This window comes from Pararoseomonas sp. SCSIO 73927 (assembly GCF_037040815.1).
In the GTDB taxonomy this organism is placed as follows: domain Bacteria; phylum Pseudomonadota; class Alphaproteobacteria; order Acetobacterales; family Acetobacteraceae; genus Roseomonas.
This window is the reverse complement of record NZ_CP146232.1, coordinates 2,849,281-2,871,994: the sequence shown is the minus strand read 5'-3', so window position 1 is coordinate 2,871,994 and position 22,714 is coordinate 2,849,281. Positions and strand designations below refer to the sequence as shown.

Genomic DNA, 22,714 nt, shown 5'->3' with positions numbered 1-22,714 from the left:
GGCTGCCGCCTCCTACCCGCCGCCGATCAAGCCAGGAGACGACCTCGCATGCCTGGCATGAAGCCCCTGGCCGGTCCTTGCCCGCACAAATCCACAGGCTGGCCGAAGCCTTGCCGGGCGGCGTCACACCGATGCCCGGAGACCGTCCCTGTCAGCGGGCCTCCCGAACCCTGTATCGGGCATCAGGCAGTATCCAGATCGCCGCCCGACCCGTCCAGGACGGTTTCTCAAGTAATGGGCATCAACCGTCCAGTAATATGGATGTCCGCCCGCCACGCGTATGTCCCGGAGCAGCGTTATGGCAGGCAGTCCTGGCCTGAAGCTGGGATGTGGGGGGTGGCGGGAAATCTCACTCCGAAGTGGGACCAATACAGATCAATGGGTTACCGGCTTGGGCAGAGTGAGGTTATGGATGGACTGACATGACGCCTGTGGGTTGACCCATTAACCGGCGCCTCGCCCCGGCACTCCGTGGGCGTCGCAAGTAGTCCGCGCAACAGGTCGGAGTATTCTGGAGACGTCCGGCAAGATGTCCGTGGGAAATTCTGGAGTATCTGGCACCTCCAGCGTCGCCTCAAGTAGATACGGGCAAATAAAAATTTTAATGTATTAGAGCCCGCTTTATAACGGCTGAGGTGAGCGACGGCGGTTCTGCGCGTTCGGAGGGTGTCTGACGTCCTTCTAGGTGGCCCATGTGGACCCCTGCCGCCCGCGCGCAGCTTGCGCGTGGTTCCCAGCCCTATGCAACGTGCCTGACCGATGCCGAGTGGGCGCTGGTCGAGCCCTTCCTGCCCGATCCAGCGCACACAGGGCGGCCGCGATCCTGGCCGATGCGACTGTTGGTCGATTCCACCCTCGACGTTCTCCGGACGGGTTGTGCCCCGGCGCATCTGCCCCGCGACTTCCCGCCACCCGGGACCGTGCATTGCTGGTTCCTGCGCCTCTCGCGTTCGGGCACCTTCGAGCGACTGGCGCACGCCCTCACCATGGCCGACCGCGAGCGTGTCGGCCGGGAGGCCTCGCCGACGGCGGCCGTGCTGGATGCTCAGTCCGCCCGCTCGGGCGGTGTCGGCGTGAAGGGCGTCCGCGGCCATGACGCCGGGAAGAAGGTGACGGGGCGCAAACGCCACGCCCTGGTGGACACCGACGGCAGGCTCTTGCTGGCCGCCGTCTCACCGGCTTCCCTGCACGACAGCCGGGGCGGTGCCGCGCTCCTCGCCATGTCGCGCCGTCCGTGGCCGTTCCTGGCCCGCTGCTTCGCCGGCCGCGCCTATACCGGATCCCGCGTGGCATGGGCCTCGCCGGTTGCCATCACCATCGTCGGCAGCGCGCCCGGCCAGAAGGGTTTCGCCGTCCAACCCAGGCGCTGGGTGGTGGAGAGGTCCTTCGCTTGGTTCGGCCGCTGTCGACGCCTCGCCCGCGACCACGAGACCACCATCAGCTCTGCCATCGCATTCTTCACCCTCGCCGCCACCATGGTCCTCGTCAGGCGTCTGGCTCAGGCGTTATGAAGCGGGCTCTAAGAATGCTACTCACGGCATGACCCCACCACTCCGTCGCCCTGACCAGGACCGGGCTCCGTGCCGGTCAGGCCGACACACCTGGGCGACGGCGATGCCCCGAGCCTCGCGAGAGCGGCAGCCGCGATGTCCCGGTCCGGGCGGTGAGGCCACCCGCAGCGCGAGCTTGACCGGGCGAGGGTCATCCGAGCCTCGGCTGCAGCGGCAACCCACTTCTGGGCCAGTCAACCGCGATCAGGCGCCCGGTCCCGGACAGGGTGATGAATGCCGTCCGGAGACCGTCACCGCCGAAGCAGATGTTCGTGCAGTACGGCTCGGGCGCGGCATGGAACTCCACCAGCTCGCCCGCGGGGGAGATGACCGAGATGCCGGCACGGACCAGTGTCGCCACGCAGATGTTCCCGTCCGCCTCCACGGCAAGAGAATCGAAGCGCTGGTAACCCGGAGGGCCGTAAAGGAGGCGCCCACCGTTGGGTGACGGCCAGGTCTCCAGGCCCACCTCACCCGGCGCGGTCACCGGATAGGACCAAAGGCGGCTCGTCTCCGTCTCCGCCACGTAGAGCGTGCGGCCATCCGGGGAAAGCCCTACCCCGTTCGGGGTCAAGGAGGGGAAGATCACCTCCCGTATAAGGCTGCCGTCACAGCGGGCATAGTAGACGGCGCCACGGTCCATGCTGCGGGCTCGCACCTTGCCTAGATCCGTGAACCAGAAGCCGCCATGGCCATCGAAGACGATGTCGTTTGGCCCATTCAGGGGCTTGCCGTCGCATTCGGCGTAGAGAACCTCCGCGCGGCCCGTCCCAAGGTCCACGCGCTCGATCCGGCCGCCAACGTAGTCCTCCGCAATGCCGACGGGGCGCAGGTAGCCGTCCGCCTGCTCCAGCCAGCGGAAGCCGCCGTTGTTGCAGACGTAGCAGGCGCCGTCCGGCCCGATAGCGGCCCCGTTCGGCCCGCCGCCCAGCCTTGCCACCACTTCCGTGCGGCCGGATGGGGCAATCCGCGTCAGCGTCCCGCCCTCGATCTCCACCACAAGCAGGCTGCCGTCGGGCAGCCAGATCGGCCCTTCCGGAAAGCGCAGCCCGCGCGCGACCTCGCGCCCAGCCAGATCCATCATGCCACCCTTCGTGAATGCATTCACGCCGCCACCTCCCCCGCCCCGAGATAGGCGGCGATGGCCTCCTCCATGGCCGCAGGGTCGCGTAGTTCCGCGGCCTCCCGTCGCCCGAGCATCCGCCCTCCCCGCATGAAGTGCACCGCATCGGACACGCGGACGGTGAGGCGGAAGTTCTGCTCCACCAGGATCATCGCGAGCCCGGTCTCGGCCCGCACCGCCTCCAGCTTCTCGAAGACGCGGCGCACCAGCAGCGGCGCGAGGCCGAGGGAGGGCTCGTCCAGCAGCAGGAGCCGGGGCCCCGCCATCAGCGCGCGGCCGATGGCGAGCATCTGCTGCTCCCCGCCGCTCAGGCGCCAGGCCGGGCTCCCGGCCCGCCCGGCGATCTCGGTGAAGATGCCCAGCACCATGTCCCGGCGCCGGCGCCGCGTCGCCCCGTCGAGGTGGAACCCCCCGAGCACGAGGTTCTCGTCCACCGACAGGTTGGGCACGATCTCCCTCCCCTCCGGCACGTAGACGATCCCGGCCCGCACCAGCGCCCGCGCGTCCTGCGCCGTGATGTCCGCGCCCTCCAGCAGCACGCGGCCCGCGGCCTTCGGGACCAGCCCCGCGATGGCCTTCAGCACCGTGGACTTGCCCGCCCCGTTGGCGCCCAGCAGCCCCACCGTGCCGCGCTGCGGCACGGTCAGCGCAATCCCGCGCACCGCGGTGGCGGCGCCGTAGCGGACCTCGAGCCCTTCCACCCGGAGAAGTTCAGTCATCGGAGTCCCCCAGGTAGACGCGGATGACCTCGGGGTCGGCCCGGATCTCCTCCGGCGTGCCCGTCGCAATCCGCTGGCCGAAGTTCAGCACGTGGATGCGGTGGCAGAGCTGCATGATGAGGTCCATGTCATGCTCCACCACCACGATCATCAGCTCCGGCGAGACGAGGCCCCGCAGCACCGCCATGAGTTGCCGGGTCTCTGCCGGGTTCAGCCCCGCCGCAGGCTCGTCCAGCAGCAGGACGCGGGGGCGCGAGACAATGGCACGGGCAATCTCCACGAGGCGCTGGGTGCCCGGGGGCAGCCCGGCGGGCGTGGTCTCCGCGTAGGCCGCAAGATCCAGGCGGCGGAGCACCTCCATGGCCGCCGCCCGGGCCTCCTCCGCCTCCGCCCGCCCGCGGGAAAGGGGCAGGAAGGCGTCCGCCCAGCCGGAGCGGCCGAGCCGCGCCCGGCCGAACATCACGTTCTCCACCACGTCCAGCTCCGGGCAGAGGGCCACGTGCTGGAAGCTGCGCGACAGGCCGACCCGGGCCCGTTGCGCGGGGGGCAGCCGTTCCAACGGCTCGCCACCCAGGGCGATCGTGCCCTGTTGCGGGCGGTAAAGCCCGGTGAGGCAGTTGAACAGGCTCGTCTTGCCCGCCCCGTTCGGCCCGATGAGCCCGGTGACCTGGCCGGGCCGGAAGTCCATGCTGACGTCCTTGAGAACCCGGTGCCCGCCGAAGGCGAGGGAGACGGAGGCGACCGTCAGGTCCGCACTCCCGGCTGCCAGGGCGTCAAGCATTCCGCCGCCCTCCCCCCAGACGCGCCCACAGTGCCGCCAGGACCTCCGACGGCCGGTGGCCGAGGGTGACGACCAACAGCAGCGCGGCGCCGTAGATGATCGGCACCCAATCCCCCCAGGCCGCGAAAACCTGCGGGACAAGGGTGATGAAGGCGCCCCCGGCCAGGGCTCCGATGAGCCCGAGCGACCCGAAGCTGACCACCGTGCCCACCAGGAGGTAGATGGCCGTCGAGAGGGTGAAGCTGTTCGGCGACACGGTGGATGCCGCGAAGGCGAGGAGCGACCCGGCGACGGAGGCGACGGCGGCGCTGATGGCGAAGGCCGCGAGGCGTGCGTAGCCGCGGGAGAAGCCGAAGGCCTCGGCCGCCCGTGGATGGTCTCGGGCCGTGAGCAGCACCAGCCCTTGCCGGGAGCGCCGGAAGCGCGCCAGCAGCAGGACGACCAGCCCCAGCACGACGAGCGGGAGGTAGTAGCGCTGCAGCTCGATGGACAGGCCGGGCACCAGGGGCCGCGAGACGTAGAGACCCTCGTAGCCGCCAGCGACAGGTCCCGCCTGCAGGATCAGCTCGGGCACCGCCAGCGCCAGCGCCATGGTGGCGATGGCAAGGTAGATGCCGGACAACGCGCGGGACGGCCAGGCAAAGGCAATACCGAGCACCGCGCCCGCGACCGCCGCGACCGGGAGCCCCATCCCGACCGACAGGCCCAGTTGCCGTTCCAGGATGGCGGTGCAGTAGGCGCCGAAGGCCAGGAAGAAGCTGTGCCCGATGGAGACCTCTCCACCGTAGCGGAGCAGGAAGCCGACGGAGAGCACCGCCACGGCGTTCGCCATGCAGACGCCCAGGCTGTAGGTCCAGAAGCCGCCCGCCAGGGCGGGGACGGCGGCCAGGATCACCAGCATGACCCAGCTCGCCAGGTGGCGCGGCATCGCGCGCCCTTCGCTCGTGGCCATCGGAGCCACCACGCCGACCGCCTCAGGCACGCGAGCCTCCTCCGCGCTGGGGCAGGATGCCGCCCGGAAACAGGTTGAGGGCCACGAGCATCAGGACGAGCAGGAAGGTGGCGCTCAGCTCCGAGGTCACGAAGTAGCTGAACAGGTTCATCGTCACCCCCACGATCAGCCCGCCGACGATGCTGCCCGGCAGGCTGGAGAAGCCGCCGAGCACCGCGGCGGCGAAGGACTGCAGCATGAAGGACGCGACCGTCGTGGAGCTTAGGAAGGTGCTGGGGATGATGAGCAGCGCCGCCGTCACGCCCAGCCCTGCCGCCACGCCCCAGGCAAGGCCCTGGACGGCGTGGATGTTCAGCCCGCAGACCCGGCTGGCGAAGGCGCTGGTCGAGACCGCGCGGAAGGCGATGCCGACCCTGGTCCGCTCGATGACGAAGAAGAGGACCGCGATGACGGAGCCGGAGACCGCCAGCACGGCGACGTCGTAGGAGGTGATGCGGAGGCCCGCGACCGTCGCGCTCCAGCTCGGCACGGGCAGGTCGAGGTTGACGATGTCGGCTCCGAACAGGACCTGCACCGCCCCCTGCAGGACGAGGCTGATGCCGAGGGTCGCGATGGTCCCGCGGAGGTCCGATGCCTCCGAGACGCGGGCGATCAGGCCGTAGGAGACGAGCGCCAGGACGATCACGATCGCCAGCGCGACGAGGACGGAGGCGAACCAGCCGAGGCCGCCTCCCATGGCCGTCAAGCCATAGACCACGAAGCCCGCGAGGGCCGCCAGGTTGCCGTGCGCGAAGTTCACCACCCGGGTCGCCTTGAAGATCATCACCAGGCCGAGGGCCCCCATGGCGTAGAGGCAGCCCGTGACGATCCCCGTCCAGACGAGGGAAAGAAGGTCCTGGAGGAGGTCGCTCATGTCACGGCGGGCTCCGTCACGGTGAGGCGCCCCGCCACCAGCTCCAGCAGGACCGGGAAGTACTGGCTGCCCGCGCCGACGCGGACGAGCTCGGCGTAGTAGTCGCGCGCCGTCTCCGTGACGCGGGCCTGAACGCCCGTGTCGCGGGCCAGCTCCAGCGCCCCGGCCAGATCCTTGAGGACGTAGGTGGAGGGGAAGGCGCGCTCCGGGTAGTTCCGGGGTACCATCGCCTTTAGGCCGTGATTGCGGAGCACGAAGCTGTCGCCGGACCCCCGCGAGACGGCCTCCAGCAGCCTCGCAGGCTCCACCCCGGCCCGCTCCCCTATGGCCATCATCTCGGCAAGCGCCGCGACGTGCTCGAAGACCAGGGCGTTGTTGATGAGCTTCACGGCCTGGCCCGTGCCGGTGCCGCCGCAGTGCGTGACGTCGGTGGCCATGTAGCCGAGGAGCGGGCGCAAACGGGCGAAGGTCGCCTCGTCCGCGCCGACCATGATGCTCAGCTCGCCGCGGATCGCGGCCTCGCGGGTGCGGGCCACGGGGGCGTCGGCGAAGCCCATCCCGCCGTCCGCCAGCCGCCGCGCGACGTCCCGGGCCGAGGCGACCGTGGTGGTGCTGAGGTCCACGACGAGGAGGCCGGGCTTGCCGTGGCGCAGGATCCCGTCCTCGCCGAGGCAGACCGCCTCCACCTGCGGCGGCCCCGGCAGGGAGAGGAAGACGATGTCCGCCCCGCGCACGGCCTCCGCCGCGCCCTCCACCACCACGGCCCGGGTGTCCCGCAGCGCGTCGCGCGCGGCCGCGCCCATGTCGAAGGCACGCACCTCGCCCGCGTGCTTGGTGGCGGTGTTGCGGCACATGGGCCCGCCCATGACGCCGAGGCCGATGAAGCCGATGGTTTCCGCTGCTGTCATGTTCGCCTCAATCCATCAACATGCCGCCGTTCACGTCGAGCACGGTTCCCGTGATCCAGTTCGACGCGGGCGAGCAGAGAAACAGGATGGCCTGCGCAATGTCCTCGGGCTGGCCGAAGCGCCCGAGCGGAACGCTGCCGTTGGCAGAGGGCGGCGCGCGGCCGGTCACGGTCTGCCACATGGGCGTCTCCACCGGGCCGGGCGCGATGGTGTTGGCGAAGACGCCGTGCTGGGCACCAGACTTCGCGACCCACTTCATCAGCCCGTGCACCGCCGACTTGGCGGAGACGTAGGCGGGCCCGGACGCCACGCCGCCGATCTTGGCGGCGATGGAGCCCAGGGCGACGATCTTGCCGCCGCCGCTCTGCACCATAAGGGGGTAGAGCTTTCGCAGCGGGTTCACCACGCCCATGAGGTTGACGTCGAGGATGGACCTCCACTCGTCGTCCTCGCTCTCCGCCAGGGGCGTGTTCGCGATCGTGCCCGCGCAGAGGACCAGCGCGTCCACCCGCCCATGCTCCGCAAGGACCGCGTCGATCATCGCCTCCGTCCCGGCCCGGGACGTTACGTCGCACCGCATGAAGGTGACTCCCGGCGTCATCACCGTTCCGGCGGGAGCCTGGTGGAGGTCCGTGGCCACGACCTTCGCCCCGGCTTCCGCAAGGGCGGCGCAGACGGCCCGCCCAATGCCGCCGGTCCCGCCGGTCACGATGGCCACTCGGCCGTCCATCCGCGCGGGCGCGCTGATCGGAATGCTTGTCATGTCTGTCCTGTCTTGGCTGCTTCGTCGGTCGGACGCAGTCGTTGCCTGCTCAGGTCGGGAGGTCGAACGCCGCGGCCGGGTAGGGCCGGAACTCCCGGACGAGGCTGAACTGCCCGCCCTTGGCCTGGATGATTCCTTCCTGACGGGTGCCGCGGTGGTCGCCGGGCTGGAAGGAAACATTGCGGGCGCCGCCGACCGCAGCGTTCGTCAGCCCCTCCATTGCCTCGATCAGGTTGGGGCGCGTCAGCGGCTTGCCGCTGTCCAAGAGCCGCTCAAACCCGGAGGCGAAGAGGGCCGCGTTGCTCCACCCATTCAGCCCGAAGACCCCGATCGGGTCGTTGGGAGCGTACTTCGCGGCGGACTGGCGGTAGGCCTCCACCTCCGGCTCCGACCCGCTGACGGGCAGCAGCCATGAGGAGAAGTAGGTCCCGTCCAGCAGCTCGGAGGCGAGGCGGTAGGTGGATGGGTCGGCGGTGAAGAAGGGTGCGAACCAGGTGGCGCGGAAGCCGCTGCGGCTCGCCGAACGCAGGGCGGCGGCGAGGTTGGCATTGGAGCCGAACATCACCACCGCCTTTGCCCTCGCGCTGATCAGGCGGCGGATCTGCGGCGTGAAGTCGGTCGCCCGCACGTCGAAGGACTGCGACTCCGCAGGCTCCATGTTGCGCGACGCCATGTACTTGTCGAAGCCGCGCTTTGCGGAGCGGCCGAGCTCGTCGTTCTCCCACAGGAGCGCAACGCGCTGGAGCTTCAGCCCGTCGATCGCGTGCTCGGTGTTCGCGGCGGCCGACCAGCCATAGTCCGGCAACAGCGGGAAGACGTGCTTCTCCGTGAAGAAGGCAGAGGCGCCCCCGATCGGGCCGATCATCGGCAGGCCCTGCTCCCGGGCGTAGGGGATGACGGCCACGTTCGTCGCGGTGCCGACCGGCGCGACCAGGGCGAAGATGCCCTGCTCCTCCACCAGTCGACGGGTCACGGCGACGCTGCGGGAGGGCTCGTATCCGTCATCCATGGTGGCGTACCGGACCTGCCACCCCCGGATCCCGCCATTCTCGTTCTTGTACCTGAAGAATGCATCGGCGGCCCGGGTCAGGATGGCATAGAAGGGCACGGGCCCAGTGACGGGCGTGAAGGCGCCGACCGTGACCGTCTTCGTTGCAGCGTCGATTCCCGGCACGGCACCCTGTGCCCGCGCGGGGCGCGCCAACGGTGCCAGCGCCGACGCAGCCAATGCCGACAGGAACTGGGCTCGGCTCATTGTCATCTTCTTGGATCCCCAGTGGCCGCCTTTCCGGTGGCCCTTTCTGATGGCGCCCGCGCAACATCCTGCCCGGCCAACCTTTCCCAGGAGCTTCGTCGCAACTTGGCCGAACGTCAACGAATAATGCATTATGCATCCAAGCTTGTGAGCAGTTCGGCTCTCCGTCCCTCGTCGGAGCACTAACTCACCCGTCCCAGCAGTCCCCGCGCGATCACCTGCGCCTGGATCTCCGCCGCGCCCTCGAAGATGGAGAGGATGCGCGCGTCGCAGAGCACGCGGCTGATGGGGTACTCGATGGCGTAGCCGTTGCCGCCATGGATCTGCAGCGCGGCGTCCGCGTTGCTCCACGCCACGCGCGCGGCCAGCAGCTTCGCCATCCCCGCCTCCATGTCGCAGCGCTGGCCGGAGTCCTTCGTGCGCGCGGCGAAGTAGGAGAGCTGGCGCGCCATCATCGTCTCCGTCGCCATCCAGGCCAGCTTCGCGTGCACGCGCGGGAACTTCAGGATGGGCCGCCCGAACTGCTCGCGCGTGGTGGCGTAGGCGGCGCCCAGCTCCATCGCGTTCTGCGCCACGCCCAGGGCCCGCGCCGCGGTCTGGATGCGCGCGCTCTCGAAGGTCTCCATCAGCTGCTTGAAGCCCTGGCCCTCCACCCCGCCCAGCAGGGAGGAGGCGGGCACCTCGAAGCCGTCGAAGCCGATCTCGTACTCCTTCATGCCGCGGTAGCCGAGCACGGGGATCTCCGCCCCGCTCATGCCCGGGGCAGGGAAGGGATCGCCCTCCGTGCCGCGCGGCTTCTCCGCCAGCAGCATGGACAGGCCCTTGTAGCCCGATCCCGGCGCGCCCGTTCGCACCAGCAGCGTCATGAGGTCGGAGCGCGAGCCGTGGGTGATCCAGGTCTTGGCGCCGTAGATCTTGTAGACCGCACCCTCCCGCACCGCGCGGGTGCGAAGGTTGCCGAGGTCCGACCCCGTGTTGGGCTCGTGGGCCACGCCCGAGGACGCCGCCTCCTCCAGCAGTCTGCGCAGCAGCGGCACCACGGCCTCCGCATGCGTGGGAGGAGGGCGGGTCAGTGCGCGCGAATGCGGGCTGCGAGCGCTTCCGCGGTCGCGGCCGTGCCGAGGTGGCCGCCGATGTCCCGTGTCGTCTCCCCCGCACTGATGGCGTCGGAGACTGCGGCCTCGATTGCGTCACCGGCGGCCGCGAACTCTCCCTTTCCGGTCCGGCGCCCGTACCAGGACAGGAGCAGCGCCGCCGAGAGCACCAGCGAGAAGGGATTGGCCAAGTCCTTTCCGGCGATGTCCGGCGCCGACCCGTGAGCGGCCTGGGCCATGGCGTGCTCCGCCCCGGCATTCAGCGACCCGCCCAGCCCGAGGCTACCCGAGAGCTCGGCTGTTAGGTCTGAGAGGATGTCGCCGAACATGTTCGTGGTGACGACCACGTCGAAGCGCCGGGGATCCCGCACGACATGGGCCATCATGGAGTCCACCAGCACTGTCTCGAGCGAGATGTCCGGGTAGTCGGCGGCCACCTCGCGGCAGGCACCGAGGAACAGACCGTCCGTTACCTTGAGCACGTTGGCCTTGTGCACGACCGTGACGTGGCGCCCGCGGCGCATGGCCAGTTCGCAGGCAGCCCGCGCGACGCGAAGGCTGCAGGCCCGGGTGATCCGGCGCAGCGAGATGGCCACCTCCGGCGTGACCAGGATCTCGCCGTTCCCCGCCTCCATGTTGCGGTCGGCGTAGAAGCCCTCCGTGTTCTCCCTCACTACGACCAGGTCGAACTCGCCGACCTTCCCGACGAAGCCGGGATAGGTCCGGCAGGGGCGGATATTGGCGAAGAGATCCAGGCCCTTGCGAAAGAATTTCGAGGGATTGATCTCCCCTCGCCGCTCGTCGTCGCTCTCCAGGATGTCGGCCGGGCCGAGCATGACCCCGTCCGACCTGCGGGCCTCGTCCAGCAGCTCACCCCGGGCCGTGGTACCGTGGAGCCGGTGGCTCTCCCGGCCGACCACGTCGTTCTTGAACTCCAGGGACAAGGAGAAGCGGCTCCGCGCCGCGTCGAGCACGGCCAGGGTAGCAGCCGTGATCTCAGGGCCGACCCCGTCCCCAGGGAGAACCAGGATGCGCATCTCGTTCAATCCATCTTCGCCGCGTTGATGTGGCGCAGAACCTCGCCCCAGCGGCTCGTGTCGTTTGCGATCAGCACGGCCAGATGTGCGGCCGTCGCCTCCTGCCCGGCCGGGATCCGGCCCATCATCCCCTCGTAGCGGCGCCTCAGCGACGGCTCCTTCAGCGAGGCCGCCAGGGCGGCTTCCCAGGCGGCCCGGACCGGCATGGGCGCGGCGGAGGGCAACGCGAGGGCATTCCAGACCTCCATGTCGAGGCCAGGCAGGCCAGCCTCGCCTGCCGTGGGCACCGCAGGCAGCACATCGAGCCGCTTGGCGCCTGTGACCAGGAGCGCCTTGGCCATGCCGTCCCGGGAGTTGGGGACGGCGCTGAAGGCCTGCTCAATGAGCATGTCCACCTGCCCCGCTAGCAGGTCGTTCACGGCGGGAGCTCCCCCGCGGTAGGGTATGAGATCCGCACGCCCTCCCGCCGCATCCAGGAACTGCAGCGCCGCGAGATGCAGGGTCGAGCCCGCGCCAGAGGTCGCAATCCGCAGGTCCCCGCCCCTGGCCCGGCGAAGCAACTCCTCAAGATCCGCTATTCCGGACCGGGCGGAGACCAGGAGCACCATTGGGTTGGTGCAGACCACCCCCACGGGCGCGAAGTCCCGCTCGCTCTGGAAGCCCGGCGAGCGATAGAGGTGGCCGTTGATTGCGAACACCCCGACGTGGGCGAAGAGCGCCGTGTGTCCGTCGCCCGATGCCCGGGCAACGCGCTCCGCACCGATGTTGCCACCCGCGCCCGTGACGTTCTCTACCACCACGGTCTGACCGAGGCGCTGGCTGAGCTGTTCGGCCAGGAGCCTCGCCATCACGTCCGTGGTCCCGCCCGCGGCGAAGGGCACCACCAGCGATACGGAGCGCGTCGCGCTCCAGGGCGTCTGGGCCCGGGCGATCGCTGGCAGGGACAGTATCCCCGCCAACACCGCCCGTCTGGATGCGCCGGTCAGCGCAAGTATCACCTCGGCGTATCTCCAGCGAGGGTCACGCGGTGCATGATCCGCCGGTACCCGTGGTAGTCGTTCACCGGGTTGTGCAGCGCGCAGCGATTGTCCCAGAACGCGATGGACCCCGGCTCCCAGCGGAAGCGGCAGGTGAACTCGGGCTTGACCTGGTGCTCGAACAAGTAGGCGAGCAGGCCCGCGCTCTCCTCCTCCGACATGCCCTCGAAGCGCAGCGTATGGCCACCGTTGACGTACAGTGCCTTGCGCCCCGTCTCGGGGTGCGTTCGCACCACCGGATGCGCGGCCTCCAGCACCTTGCGCTCCTCGCCCGCCTTGCGGTCCTCGCGCGTGCGCGTCTTCTCGGCCTTGGCGGAGCTGTTGATGGCCTTCAGCGGGTCGATCAGCTTCTTCATGCCGTCCGAGAGCGCGTCGTAGGCCGCGTAGGCGCTCGCGAAGAGCGTGTCGCCGCCAAAGGGCGGGAGCTCGCGCGCCACCAGCATCGTCGCCATGGGCGGCTGGTCCAGGTAGGCCGTGTCCGTGTGCCAGAGGCCGCCGAAATTGACGCGCTCGTCCTCGCGCTTGGCGACGGTGATCACCTCCGGCGCCTCGTCCAGCCCCTTGAGGAAGGGATAGTGGACCACGTCCCCGAAGCGCCGGGCGAAAGCAACGAAGTCCTTGGGCTCCAGCGGCTGGTCACGAAAGAAGATGACCGAGTGCTCGAGCCAGAGCTCGCGGATACGCGCGATGGTCTCGTCGGAGGCCTTGGCGAGCGGACCGACGCCGTAGACCTCGGCGCCGAGAGCCCCAGCAATGGGGCGGGCTGTGATCTGCGGAGTGATGCTATTCATGGCGGCCCCACTTCTTCGAGTGATTGAAAGTCATGATGGTCGTCTCCTCCATAAGATTGTGCATCAGGACGGGGAGAGGCGCTCCGCCGCCAAACACCAGGGCGCCCGGACAGAGCATCCGTCCGGCGATGCCCGCCGGGGCAGGTTGAGAACCGGCGCGCCAAGCATCTCGGGAAGCACCCCGGCGACACCGACCGGAACCAGCATCGTGGAGCGCCTCTATAGATGATGCATAATGCATTCTTTTGGCGCTCACAAGCGGGCTGATTGTCGTGCGCCTGTTTTCTTCTGCAATTCGCTGGAGGGTGCGGGCGAGTTGGATGGGTACAAGCGCCACCCGACATCCGGTCTCCCGGGAGTTCAAATCTCCCGTCTCGGGCACTCACCCGACGGCGGGATGGTTCAGACCGCTTGGCACTGTGCCTGAGGCAGCAGTATCGGCTCAGGTGGAGAGGTCGACCTCGTCAACGGTCTGGATCTTGGCGAAGCGCTGCATGCAGAAGACGGCGTTGCGATGCTCTTCGTCGGAAATCCCGGTGCAACAGTCTTCTACGACCACACAAGCATAGTCGCGATCGTGTCCTTCGCGGACGCCCGTGTGCACGACGCCGTTCGTCGAGACGCCAGTAAGGAAGAGGCGCTTTGCCCCAAGGGCTCTCAGGGTGGGTTCAAGCGAAGTACCGTAGAAGGGGCTGACCCTGTGCTTCACGATATCCAGGTCATCATGTTGGGGCTCCAGAGCCGGATGAACCTCGGTCCCCCAACTGCCGAGCTTGAACAGCCCTTTCTGCCGCGCAGCGGAGAAGACCGGGGAGTTGGGCGGGCACTGGACGTAATCGGGCGAGAAACCCACGCGCACGAACCCCACCCGCATCCTCGCTCCCCGCGCCTTGCGGATCAGCTCGCGCGTCCGCTCGATGACGCCGCGCTCCGCAACGATTGGAGCGTATGTCTTCGCGTTGGGTCCCTCCGGATGGATCAGATCATTCATCATGTCCATTACGAGAAGCACTGAGTCACTCATTCCGTCTCTCCTCCTTGCCGCTCCGCGGCGTCCTACGGACACGGATGGCAGGCGGGTGGTCCCCCCCGCCTTCCGTTTCGTCCTTCACCGTTGCCCACCCCGCCTCGATGTGGCGCCGCAGGGCGAGCATCGCGCCAGCGAGGTCGCCCTCGATCATCGCCCGCAGGAGCTCCTCGTGCTCCTCGACGGCCGTGACCGCGCGTCCCTCGACCCGGTTGATCACGTCGAACGGGTAGCGGGCCCACAGGATCTGCACGAAGTGCAGGGTCTGCGGCAGGTTCGCCGTAGCGTACATCTGCTTGTGGAAACGATAATTGGAGGCACGGGCCTCGGCGCTGTCCTTCCTCCTGACCGCGTCCGCGAACTCGTCGGCGAGGCCTCGGATCAGGCGCAGGTCCTCCGTGGTGGCCCTCTCGACCGCATGCCGGATCAGCTGCCCTTCAAGCAGGATCCGCAGGTTCAAGGTCTCTACGGAGGCTGCGACGTCGAGAGGCGCCACCACCGCACCCTTGTAGGAGCTGCCGCTGATGTACCCCTCTGCCTCGAGAAGCTTGAGAGCCTCCCGCACGGGTGTGATGCTGATCTGAAGCGTTCTCGCAACCTCGGCCTGCTTCAGGCGTGTGCCGCGAGGGAAGTGGCCGGATAGGATGGCCTCGCGGAGGTGATCGGCGACCTGTTCCTCTTTGGTGCGGTACTCCACGGCTCCCTTGATCCCTTCTTGCTGGGCCGACCGGCCTAAGGGGATCTCATACGATGCCTGATGTCGCAGGAACAATCTCGCCAGTTCCTTCACTGCGTCCTGCGGGCTAGTCCGCCTTGACGTTGGCGGCGTGGATGACCTCGCGCCACCGGACGATGTCGGTCGCCAAGAAGCGGCTGAACTCCGCCGGGAGCATCCCCACCGGCACAAGCCCAAGGTCCTGGATCCGGGGCCGCAGCCCAGGGTCGTCCAGTGCGGTCCTGAGTGCAGCGTAGACGGCGTCGACGATCGGCGCCGGAAGTCCGGCCGGGCCGAAGAGCCCGTGCCAGGCGGCCACGTCGAAATCGCGGATTCCCGCCTCCTGGACGGTTGGGACGTCGGGCGTCCAGCTCAGCCGCGCGTCTGAAGTGGTGGCCAGCGCTCGCAAGGATCCCTCGCGCACGTAAGGCAGGACCGCCGTGACCTGGTAGACGAGCATCGGCACCTGGCCAGAGATGACGTCCGTCACGGCCTGAGCCCCGCTGCTGTAGGGCACGTGCTCCAGCGGAGCTCCCGTGCGCAGCACGAGGAGCTCTCCCGCGAGATGGCTAGAGGTGCCGTTCCCGGCGGACGCGTAGGCCACCTTGTCGCGCTGCTGGCGGGCCCAGTCGAGGAACTCCGGCAACGTCCGCGCCCGGACCTTCGGGTTCACCACCAGCAGGTTCGGTGCGTTCGTCGTCAGCGAGATGGCCGTGAAATCGCGAAGCGGATCATAGGGCAACCTCGGCATCAGCGTAGGCAGGATCGCATGGGATGCGACCGCCCCCAGTAGGAGCGAGTAACCATCCGGCGCGGACCTGGCGATCGCCTCGCTGCCAACAGCGCCGCTCGCCCCGGGGCGGTTCTCGACGACGACCGGCTGGCCGAGAACCTTGGCCATGACGGGGCCGATAAGCCGCGCCATGGTGTCGGTGCTGGTTCCCGCACCATAAGGGACAACGAGGCGGATGGCACGACCGGGATAACGCCCCTCGGATTGCTGCGCAGCTCCAAGTCCCGGCCACCCCGCGGTCAGCCCGCCCCCGGCACCGAGCAGCATGGCGCGACGGCCCAGGAGGCCAGATTTGCGAATGACAGCTACCATTCCGGCCAGCCTCCCCTCGTCCTGCAGTGCAGAACCTCTTGTTGGGGCGGATAATGCATTTTATTTTGGTCGTCGCAAGCCGTTATGCTGCGGAGGCCCAGCCGGTCTTCCCACCTTCGAAGTAGTTCTGGCGGCCTCTGTCAGCATTCGAGGAACGGTGCTTCGCGAGGGGTCCGGGCAGTGAACGGTAGTGGCCGGGAAAGCCGCCGGAATCTCCGGTTATGGCTTCAACCCGAAAATGGTACACTGGCATCTGGGGTAAGCTAAAACAGCAGTTTGGTCAGTTCGCGAGTGTACGGTTATGGGGTCACCTACACCCCGCATACTTCCGTCCTCCCGGGACAGCGATCTCCGGGCAGCCCGTCCGGCCGCAGCGGATATTCCGGACAGCAGGCCCGGAATGGTAGCCATGCTGGCGACGACACCCGCTGGAACGCCCATGCCCGACGACAGCGCTCCGAGACCCGGCCTGCCCCCGCTCGATCGCTTCAGGCCGGGCGATCCCGTTCCCAGGTTCCGCGCCAGGACCGACAGCAACCCGCGATACACCTTCGACAGCGTCGCCGGGCGGTACGTGGTGCTGGTCTTCCTCGGCTCCGTCCCGGCCCATGCCCAGACCACGGCCGCCTGGAACATGCTGCGCGCGGCCCAGGCCAGCGGACTTCTGGATGACAGCCGGGCCTGCGCCTTCGCCGTCACCGCGGACCCGCCCCCGGCCGGCGACGACAGCGCCCGCCGCGGTGCCGGGCCGCTCGCGACCGTCCGCGACCACTACCCGGGGCTGAGGGTCTTCCGCGACCACGACCTCGCCGTCAGCCGCCTCTTCGGGGCCCTCCTGCCGGGCGAGGGCGCCGACCAGCGTCCCGTCTATCACGGGGCGGCCCTCCTGCTCGACCCGGCGCTCCGGGTTCTCGCCACGGCCCCTTTGGGAGGGCTCAACGCGCTCCTCGACCATCTCCGCTCGCTTCCGCCGCCGGGTCAGCCCGCCGGCTTCGAGCCGGTCGCTCCCGTGCTGGCACTGCCGAGGATCCTGGATCCGGAGTTCTGCCGGGAGCTGATCGCCCTCTATGAACGGCACGGCGGGCAGGAGAGCGGCTTCATGCGGGAGGTGAACGGGCGCACGGTCGGGATGCTGGACGCCGCCCACAAGCGCCGGCGCGACCACGAGATCGCCGAGGAGCCCGTGCGAGCCGCCCTGCGCGCCCAGCTCCAGCGGCGCCTCCTCCCCGAAATCCAGAGGGCGTTCCAGTTCAAGGCCACCCGGATCGAGCGCTACATCGTCTCCTGCTACGACGCGGCCGATGGCGGCCACTTCCGGGCGCACCGCGACAACACGACCAAGGGCACGGCCCATCGGCGCTTCGCGGTGACGATCAACCTGAACGACAGCTTCGACGGCGGGGATCTGTGGTTCCCGGAGTTCGGGCCGCGGCGCTACCGGGCGCCGGTCGGTGGCGCGGTGGTCTTCTCCTGCTCCCTGCTGCACGAGGCGACACGGGTGACGCGCGGCACCCGCTACGCCACCCTGCCCTTCCTGTACGACGAGGAGGCGGCGCTGCTCAGGGAGCGGAACCTCGCCTTCCTTGGCGGGGCGGGCGAGGCCGCCGGATCCGCCGCGCAGGGGTGAGCGGCCCGGCGAACCCCGCGCCCCCCGCCCGTTGGCCGGGGCGGCGCCGGGTGCGTGATCCCGGTCCGGGCGGCGCTCACCGCACGGGCGGCCCGCCTCCGGGGCGGTGGGTGGCGAGCACGGTGCCTGGCCTGGCCGGGGCGGCCAGCACCTTGTCGATCCGGCGCCCGTCGAGGTCCACCACCTCGAAGCGCCAGCCATCCACCTCCACGCCCTCCCCCACCTGCGGCAGGCGCTTCATCGCGTCCAGCACGAAGCCCGCGACCGTCTGGTAGGGCCGGTCCGCCGGAAGGGTGAGGCGGAGCGTGTCCGCCATCTCGTCCGCGGGCATCCACCCGCCGAGCAGCCAGGAGCCGTCCTCGCGCTGGACCGCCGCCTGCTCGTCACCGGGATCCTCGTCGGAGCGGAACCCGCCCACGATGGCCCCCGTCAGGTCCGTCGGCGTCACCAGCCCCTCGAAGTGGCCGTACTCGTCGTGGACGAGCGCCATCGGCACCTCGGCCTTCCGGAGCGTCGACAGGATCTCCAGCGCCTCCGCCGTGTCCGGCACCATGGGAGCGGTGCGGGCCATGGCGCGCGGGTCGAGCGTCTCGCCGCGAAGCATGGCCGCCAGGAGTGCGCGGGACTGCACGACGCCGATGACAATGTCCGGGGAGCCATCGATCACGGGCAGGCGCGAATGCGCCGTCCGCATCAGCACCTCCCTCATGGCGTCAAGGCTTCCTGCGGCGTCGATCCAGTCCACGTCACCGCGAGGCGTCATCACGCCCTTCACCGGGCGGCCGCCCAGGCGCAGCACGCCCGCGATCATGTGGCGTTCCGCGGTCTCGATGGATCCGTGCCGCTCCGCCTCGGTAACGAGCGAGCGCACGTCGTCCTGGGTGACCTTCTCCTCCGGCTCGTCGCCGCGGCCCATGAGGCGGAAGATCAGTCCCGTGGAGTTGTCCAGCAGCCAGACCAGCGGGGCGGCGACCCTGGACACCACGTTCATCAGGGGCGCCATGGTACAGGCCAGGCCCTCGGCGTTGCTCAGGGCCAGGCGCTTGGGGACCAGCTCGCCCACCACGATGGAGAGGTAGGTTACCACGGCCACCACGCCGCCGAACCCGGCCGGGTCGGCGACGGACTGGGGAACACCCAGCCCCATCAGCCAAGCCGTGAGCCGCCCGCCGAGCGCGGAGCCGGAGAATGCGCCCGCCAGCACGCCGACCAGGGTGATGCCGATCTGGACGGTGGACAGGAAACGGCCAGGGTCGGAAGCGAGGGCCAGGGCGGTCCTGGCCCCCGGCCGCCCCTCCTCCGCCATCGCCCGGAGCCGGGGGCGGCGGGCGGAGACCACTGCGAGCTCGGAGAGGGAGAACACCCCGTTCAGGACCACGAGAACGAGGACGACGGCAATCTCGAGCAGAATAGCCTCCAGCGGATGCGAGCGGCCGGGAAGCGCATCCCCCGCCAGCCCCACAACGGAAACCGGCGGTTCCCGACCTGACACCGTCACAGGGTAGGCTTACGGCGACCTGACGCAAACATGAACGCCGTGCAATGCGGATGGCAGAGGACCATCCGTCCTTCCCCGCTGCTACAGCCCCTTCCCCGGCTACTGCATGGTGATCCCGGCCGTGCGGATCACCGGCTCCCAGCGCTCGACCTCGGCCCGCAGCACGGCGGCCATCTCCGCGGGCGTGCTGCCGGCGTAGTCCGCGCCCAGGGGCGCCAGTCTCGCCTGGGTGGCGGGATCGGCCAGCGCGGCGCGGATGTCGGCCGAGATGCGCTCGACGAGCGCGGGCGGCGTCGCGCCGTTCACCGCGATCGCGTTCCAGGACTGCGCCTCGTAGCCCGGCAGGAGCTCCGTCGCGGTCGGCACCTCCGGCAGGGTGGGGTGCCGCCTCGTGCCCGTGACAGCCAGCGCGCGCACCTTGCCCGCGCGGATGTGCGGCAGCGAGGTGGGGATCTGGTCGATCATCATCTCGATCGTCCCCGCGAGCTGGTCCGTCACCGCCGCGGCCAGGCCGCGATAGGGGATGTGGACGAGCTCCGCCCCGGTCTTCATCTGCAGCAGCTCCCCCATCAGGTGGGAGCCGGTGCCGATCCCCGGCGAGCCGTAGCGCACGGGCTGGCGGCGCGCCCTCGCCTCGGGGATGAACTCCGCGAGGCTGCGCGCCTGCATCGAGCTGTTCACCGTGATCACGTGGTCCGTCGTGAACACCATTGAGACCGGCGTGAGGTCGCGCCCGGGGTCGTAGGGCATCCTGGTGTTCAGCAGCGGTCCCGTGGCGAGGGGGTAGGCGGAGGCGATGAGCCAGGTCAGCCCGTCCGGGGCCGAGCGCGCAACGGCCTCGCCGCCGATGGCGCCGCTGGCGCCGGGGCGGTTCTCGACGATCACGGGCGTGCCGTAGCGCTGGGCGAGGAACTCGGCGACGACGCGGGCGGCGCCGTCCGTCGCGCCGCCGGGCGGAAAGGGCACGACGATGCGCACCGGCCGGCCGGGAAAGCCGTTCGCCAGGGCCGGGCGCGCCAGGAGGGAGGGAAGGCCGAGGGCGCCGGCGATCACGCCGCGCCGCTTCAGGATCGTCATCGTCGCAAGGTCCCGGACAGGCGCGCGGCGGCGCGATGCCGACCAGCACCCCACCCCGCGCGCGTTGATCTTCGACCAGCGTTCCCGTGACGGCCGCCCACCGGGCCCCGCGACGGCGCTCTAACATCGCCGCGCGCGGCGCGGCAAGCCGGGCATCGCCGCGCTCGGCGCGGCAAGCCGGGACGTGGCCGTGTCGCCGGCAGGGGGCGTGGCTTGGAGGCCGGCGGGATGGGTGGGATCCTCCGGCCTCCCCGCCACGGAAGGCCGAGCGCATGAACCTTGCCCCCGATCGCTCGCTGACGGACTTTCCCCGGGGCTTCCACGAGGTCGACGCGCTGCGCTCGGAGTTCGTCCGCCGCCTCTTCGTGGCGGAGTGCGCCGAGGGAAATCCTTCCGCCAACGCCGCCGGGATCCCGAAGGTGCTCGTCCGCTTCTGGGATGACGCCGCCGCCGTGCCGCCCGACGTCCAGGCCTGCCTGGACAGCTGGAACCCCCTGCGGGAGGACGGCTTCGAGGTCCTGACCTTCGACGACGCCTCGGCCGCGGCGCATATCCGGGAGACCTGCGGCCCGCGGCACCTGGAGGCCTTCGCGCGGTGCCACCACCCGGCGATGCGGAGCGACCTCTTCCGCCTGTGCTACCTGCTCTCGTCCGGCGGGTTCTACGTGGATGCGGACGACGCGATGACGGAGGGGGACTGGCCCCTCCTCTACGGCAACGACCGCCTGAAGCTGCAGCCCCTGTCCTTCGACATCCCCAGCCAGTCCATGGTGGAGGTGGCGGGCTTCTGGCGCTTCGACCGGCCGAGGCCCGACCGCCTGTACTACGTGAACAACAATCCCCTGGTCGCGCCCGCCGGCCACCCCGTCCTGAGGCGGGCGCTCGAACGGGCCACCGACGCGCTCCTCGGCGCCACCGGCCCCGTCGAGATCCAGGCCACGACGGGGCCGGGCAACCTGACGGTAGCGCTGGTGGAGCACGCCCATGAGCGGGCGCTCGCCGGGCTGCCGCCGGACTATGAGATGATCCGCGACTGGGACCGGGTGGGGTGGACGCGCTGGGAGCTGTCCTACCGCGAGGACGGCCGAAACTGGCGCAACATCGGCGCCGGCCGGGAGTAGGGCGCCGCCGCGCGCCCGGCGCGGGGCTCCTCTTGCGCCGCACGGCACAAGATGGAATCCCTCCGCCCCTCATTAACTCCCTGTCATCGGAGCTGCAGCTTTGCAGGAAGTTCTGTCGACGCAGGACCTTGCGCCGACCTCGCGCGCGCGCGCCGCCCGGCTGGTCACCTCGGAAGGGTTCCAGCGGGTCGTGGTCGGCCTCATCCTCCTCAACGCCGTCACCCTGGGGCTGGAGACCTCGGACACGGTCATGGCGGGCTTCGGGCCGGTGCTGGAGTTCATCGACGGCGCCCTTCTCCTCCTGTTCACGGCCGAGCTGGCGCTGCGGATCTTCGCCTTCCGCGGCCGCTTCTTCCGGGACCCCTGGGGTATCTTCGACCTGCTCGTGATCGGCATCTCCTGGGCCCCCTCGGGCGGGGATCTCGCGGTGCTGCGGTCCCTTCGCGTGCTGCGGGTGCTGCGCCTCCTCTCGGTCGTCCCGTCGCTGCGCAACGTGGTCGGGGCCATGCTGGCCGCCCTTCCCGGCATGGGCAGCATCGTGCTGCTCATGGGGCTGATGTTCTACGTCTCCGGCGTGATGGCGACGAAGCTCTTCGGCGAGAGCGTGCCGGAGAAGTTCGGCAGCCTCGGGGACTCCATCTTCACCCTGTTCCAGCTCATGACGCTGGAGGGATGGGTGGACGACATCGTCAAGCCCGCCCTGGAGAACCATCCCTGGGCCCTGCTCTTCTTCATCCCCTTCATCGTCATCTCCACCTTCGTGGTCCTGAACCTCTTCCTCGGCGTCATCGTGGAGAGCATCCAGACGCTGCGGGAGACGCGCGAGAGCGCCGATGCCGGGGCGGCCCAGGCGGCCACGGACGCCGCCGCCTCCGCGGCCCATGCCGACAGCGGGATGCTCCTGTCGGAGCTGCGCGCCCTGCGGGCGGAGGTCGCCGCGCTGCGGGCGGAGCGGGGCTAAGGCCGCGGGCGCGGGCCCGGCAAGTCTAGGCTTCCTTGGGGCCGCCCCCGCCGAAGGGCCATCCCGGCGCGGCGCGGAGCTCGCCCAGAACCCGCGCCATGCTCTTGCCCACCCGCCCCAGCGCCTCGTCCCAGGGCAGGATCGCGAAGCGGTCGAACTCCGGCACCCATCCCCCGCCGCGCAGCGGGATGCGGGAGGTGCAGCGCAGGGCATCCAGTTCCGGCATGCCGGGCACCCGCCAGGCGAAGAGGGCCAGGTCCTTGCCCGGCAGGTAGGAGTGGACCCCGAGATCGGTCAGCGCCTCGGGCGCCGCCAGCAACCCCGTCTCCTCCCGCAGCTCGCGGGCCGCGGCCCCGGCGAAGGTCTCGCCGGGTTCCGCCACCCCCTTCGGGATATCCCAGAGCACGGAGCGCGCGGCGTGGCCGAGCAGGAGAAGCGCCCCGTCGCTGACGAGGACCCCGCAGCTGGTCCGGCGCGGCCTGATGGGGCGGCGGGGCAAGGACGGCACTCCTCAGCCGGGGCGGCCGCGCGGGGTACCCGCGGCCCGCTCATCGGTTAGCCAGCCGGTCAACGATGCTGCGGCCATCCCGCCCTCCGACGCCACGCTCCACGAACCCACCGGCCGCCGCGCGGGTTTCGCCCATGCGTGGCCGGGCCGGC

At 69.9% G+C, this 22,714-nt stretch carries 21 protein-coding genes and 1 pseudogene; 4 read left to right on the top strand and 18 right to left on the bottom strand.

All coding sequences use genetic code 11. The features are described from left to right. The first annotated feature begins 692 nt into the window (after window positions 1-692). Entirely contained in the window at window positions 693-1,511 is an 819-nt protein-coding gene (locus VQH23_RS13460; RefSeq protein WP_338661245.1) for an IS5 family transposase, read from the top strand. A 190-nt stretch (window positions 1,512-1,701) separates the two neighbouring features. Here VQH23_RS13460 and VQH23_RS13455 read toward each other — a convergent pair whose 3' ends face one another. From VQH23_RS13455 to VQH23_RS13385, 15 genes and pseudogenes are all read right to left on the bottom strand, one after another. Next, window positions 1,702-2,658: an SMP-30/gluconolactonase/LRE family protein gene (locus tag VQH23_RS13455; RefSeq protein WP_338661244.1), complete on the bottom strand. Its 957-nt coding sequence runs from the start codon at window positions 2,656-2,658 to the stop codon at window positions 1,702-1,704. Continuing rightward, complete coding sequence (locus VQH23_RS13450; protein ID WP_338661243.1) at window positions 2,655-3,392, bottom strand: ABC transporter ATP-binding protein; 738 nt, start codon at window positions 3,390-3,392, stop codon at window positions 2,655-2,657. The genes VQH23_RS13455 and VQH23_RS13450 overlap by 4 nt, the downstream gene beginning before the upstream one ends. Continuing rightward, a complete protein-coding gene (locus VQH23_RS13445; protein ID WP_338661242.1) occupies window positions 3,385-4,173 on the bottom strand; it encodes an ABC transporter ATP-binding protein in 789 nt (262 codons plus the stop codon). Before VQH23_RS13445 ends, VQH23_RS13450 begins: the two co-directional genes overlap by 8 nt. Then, on the bottom strand, window positions 4,166-5,155 hold the full coding sequence (locus tag VQH23_RS13440) for a branched-chain amino acid ABC transporter permease (RefSeq protein WP_338661241.1): 990 nt from the start codon (window positions 5,153-5,155) through the stop codon (window positions 4,166-4,168). The genes VQH23_RS13445 and VQH23_RS13440 overlap by 8 nt, the downstream gene beginning before the upstream one ends. Further along, the gene (locus VQH23_RS13435) at window positions 5,148-6,038 is read right to left on the bottom strand and encodes a branched-chain amino acid ABC transporter permease (protein WP_338661240.1); all 891 of its coding nucleotides are present in this window, start codon (window positions 6,036-6,038) and stop codon (window positions 5,148-5,150) included. Before VQH23_RS13435 ends, VQH23_RS13440 begins: the two co-directional genes overlap by 8 nt. Continuing rightward, a complete protein-coding gene (locus tag VQH23_RS13430) occupies window positions 6,035-6,946 on the bottom strand; it encodes an NAD(P)-dependent oxidoreductase (RefSeq protein WP_338661239.1) in 912 nt (303 codons plus the stop codon). Before VQH23_RS13430 ends, VQH23_RS13435 begins: the two co-directional genes overlap by 4 nt. A 7-nt stretch (window positions 6,947-6,953) precedes the next feature. Next, a complete protein-coding gene (locus tag VQH23_RS13425) occupies window positions 6,954-7,709 on the bottom strand; it encodes an SDR family oxidoreductase (protein ID WP_338661238.1) in 756 nt (251 codons plus the stop codon). A 49-nt stretch (window positions 7,710-7,758) separates the two neighbouring features. Beyond that, window positions 7,759-8,964 (bottom strand): ABC transporter substrate-binding protein, encoded by a 1,206-nt coding sequence (locus VQH23_RS13420; RefSeq protein WP_338661237.1) that lies wholly within the window; start codon window positions 8,962-8,964, stop codon window positions 7,759-7,761. 182 nt (window positions 8,965-9,146) lie between these two features. Beyond that, window positions 9,147-9,956 (bottom strand): annotated as a pseudogene (locus tag VQH23_RS13415) (acyl-CoA dehydrogenase family protein); the annotation flags it as partial. Between the two features lie 77 nt (window positions 9,957-10,033). Further along, window positions 10,034-11,095 (bottom strand): isocitrate/isopropylmalate family dehydrogenase, encoded by a 1,062-nt coding sequence (locus VQH23_RS13410; protein WP_338661236.1) that lies wholly within the window; start codon window positions 11,093-11,095, stop codon window positions 10,034-10,036. 5 nt (window positions 11,096-11,100) lie between these two features. Beyond that, entirely contained in the window at window positions 11,101-12,093 is a 993-nt protein-coding gene (locus tag VQH23_RS13405; RefSeq protein ID WP_338661235.1) for a tripartite tricarboxylate transporter substrate binding protein, read from the bottom strand. Further along, window positions 12,090-12,923 carry a TauD/TfdA family dioxygenase gene (locus tag VQH23_RS13400; protein WP_338661234.1) on the bottom strand — a complete coding sequence of 278 codons (834 nt, stop codon included), beginning with the start codon at window positions 12,921-12,923 and terminating at the stop codon, window positions 12,090-12,092. Before VQH23_RS13400 ends, VQH23_RS13405 begins: the two co-directional genes overlap by 4 nt. Before the next feature lie 442 nt (window positions 12,924-13,365). Further along, window positions 13,366-13,947, bottom strand: a complete 582-nt coding sequence (locus VQH23_RS13395; RefSeq protein ID WP_338661233.1) for a cysteine hydrolase — start codon at window positions 13,945-13,947, stop codon at window positions 13,366-13,368. Continuing rightward, on the bottom strand, window positions 13,940-14,722 hold the full coding sequence (locus tag VQH23_RS13390) for a GntR family transcriptional regulator (protein ID WP_338661232.1): 783 nt from the start codon (window positions 14,720-14,722) through the stop codon (window positions 13,940-13,942). Before VQH23_RS13390 ends, VQH23_RS13395 begins: the two co-directional genes overlap by 8 nt. Before the next feature lie 31 nt (window positions 14,723-14,753). Next, the gene (locus VQH23_RS13385) at window positions 14,754-15,590 is read right to left on the bottom strand and encodes a tripartite tricarboxylate transporter substrate binding protein (protein WP_338661231.1); all 837 of its coding nucleotides are present in this window, start codon (window positions 15,588-15,590) and stop codon (window positions 14,754-14,756) included. A gap of 619 nt (window positions 15,591-16,209) precedes the next feature. On the opposite strand from VQH23_RS13385, the gene VQH23_RS13380 reads away from it, so the two are divergent. Then, the gene (locus tag VQH23_RS13380) at window positions 16,210-17,397 is read left to right on the top strand and encodes a 2OG-Fe(II) oxygenase (RefSeq protein WP_338661230.1); all 1,188 of its coding nucleotides are present in this window, start codon (window positions 16,210-16,212) and stop codon (window positions 17,395-17,397) included. Window positions 17,398-17,473: 76 nt separating this feature from the next. Here the strand turns inward: VQH23_RS13380 and VQH23_RS13375 are convergent, their stop codons facing one another. Together VQH23_RS13375 and VQH23_RS13370 are read right to left on the bottom strand one after the other, a co-directional pair. Next, window positions 17,474-18,889 carry a hemolysin family protein gene (locus VQH23_RS13375; RefSeq protein WP_338661229.1) on the bottom strand — a complete coding sequence of 472 codons (1,416 nt, stop codon included), beginning with the start codon at window positions 18,887-18,889 and terminating at the stop codon, window positions 17,474-17,476. A 105-nt stretch (window positions 18,890-18,994) separates the two neighbouring features. Beyond that, the gene (locus VQH23_RS13370) at window positions 18,995-19,972 is read right to left on the bottom strand and encodes a tripartite tricarboxylate transporter substrate binding protein (protein ID WP_338661228.1); all 978 of its coding nucleotides are present in this window, start codon (window positions 19,970-19,972) and stop codon (window positions 18,995-18,997) included. Between the two features lie 272 nt (window positions 19,973-20,244). Here VQH23_RS13370 and VQH23_RS13365 point away from each other — a divergent pair, with 272 nt between their 5' ends. Both VQH23_RS13365 and VQH23_RS13360 read left to right on the top strand, forming a co-directional pair. Beyond that, entirely contained in the window at window positions 20,245-21,093 is an 849-nt protein-coding gene (locus VQH23_RS13365; protein WP_338661227.1) for a glycosyltransferase, read from the top strand. A 100-nt stretch (window positions 21,094-21,193) separates the two neighbouring features. Further along, window positions 21,194-22,054, top strand: a complete 861-nt coding sequence (locus VQH23_RS13360) for an ion transporter (RefSeq protein WP_338661226.1) — start codon at window positions 21,194-21,196, stop codon at window positions 22,052-22,054. Window positions 22,055-22,079: 25 nt separating this feature from the next. Here VQH23_RS13360 and VQH23_RS13355 read toward each other — a convergent pair whose 3' ends face one another. Beyond that, on the bottom strand, window positions 22,080-22,553 hold the full coding sequence (locus tag VQH23_RS13355) for an NUDIX hydrolase (protein ID WP_338661225.1): 474 nt from the start codon (window positions 22,551-22,553) through the stop codon (window positions 22,080-22,082). Between the last annotated feature and the right edge of the window lie 161 nt (window positions 22,554-22,714).

Coding starts and splice junctions, on each gene's coding strand:
- VQH23_RS13460 (WP_338661245.1), top strand. CDS start 693: ATGTGGACCCCTGCCGCCCGCGCGCAGCTTGCGCGTGGTTCCCAGCCC.
- VQH23_RS13450 (WP_338661243.1), bottom strand. CDS start 3,392: ATGACTGAACTTCTCCGGGTGGAAGGGCTCGAGGTCCGCTACGGCGCC.
- VQH23_RS13445 (WP_338661242.1), bottom strand. CDS start 4,173: ATGCTTGACGCCCTGGCAGCCGGGAGTGCGGACCTGACGGTCGCCTCC.
- VQH23_RS13435 (WP_338661240.1), bottom strand. CDS start 6,038: ATGAGCGACCTCCTCCAGGACCTTCTTTCCCTCGTCTGGACGGGGATC.
- VQH23_RS13430 (WP_338661239.1), bottom strand. CDS start 6,946: ATGACAGCAGCGGAAACCATCGGCTTCATCGGCCTCGGCGTCATGGGC.
- VQH23_RS13425 (WP_338661238.1), bottom strand. CDS start 7,709: ATGACAAGCATTCCGATCAGCGCGCCCGCGCGGATGGACGGCCGAGTG.
- VQH23_RS13420 (WP_338661237.1), bottom strand. CDS start 8,964: ATGAGCCGAGCCCAGTTCCTGTCGGCATTGGCTGCGTCGGCGCTGGCA.
- VQH23_RS13410 (WP_338661236.1), bottom strand. CDS start 11,095: ATGCGCATCCTGGTTCTCCCTGGGGACGGGGTCGGCCCTGAGATCACG.
- VQH23_RS13400 (WP_338661234.1), bottom strand. CDS start 12,923: ATGAATAGCATCACTCCGCAGATCACAGCCCGCCCCATTGCTGGGGCT.
- VQH23_RS13395 (WP_338661233.1), bottom strand. CDS start 13,947: ATGAGTGACTCAGTGCTTCTCGTAATGGACATGATGAATGATCTGATC.
- VQH23_RS13385 (WP_338661231.1), bottom strand. CDS start 15,590: ATGGCGCGGCTTATCGGCCCCGTCATGGCCAAGGTTCTCGGCCAGCCG.
- VQH23_RS13380 (WP_338661230.1), top strand. CDS start 16,210: ATGCCCGACGACAGCGCTCCGAGACCCGGCCTGCCCCCGCTCGATCGC.
- VQH23_RS13370 (WP_338661228.1), bottom strand. CDS start 19,972: ATGACGATCCTGAAGCGGCGCGGCGTGATCGCCGGCGCCCTCGGCCTT.
- VQH23_RS13365 (WP_338661227.1), top strand. CDS start 20,245: ATGAACCTTGCCCCCGATCGCTCGCTGACGGACTTTCCCCGGGGCTTC.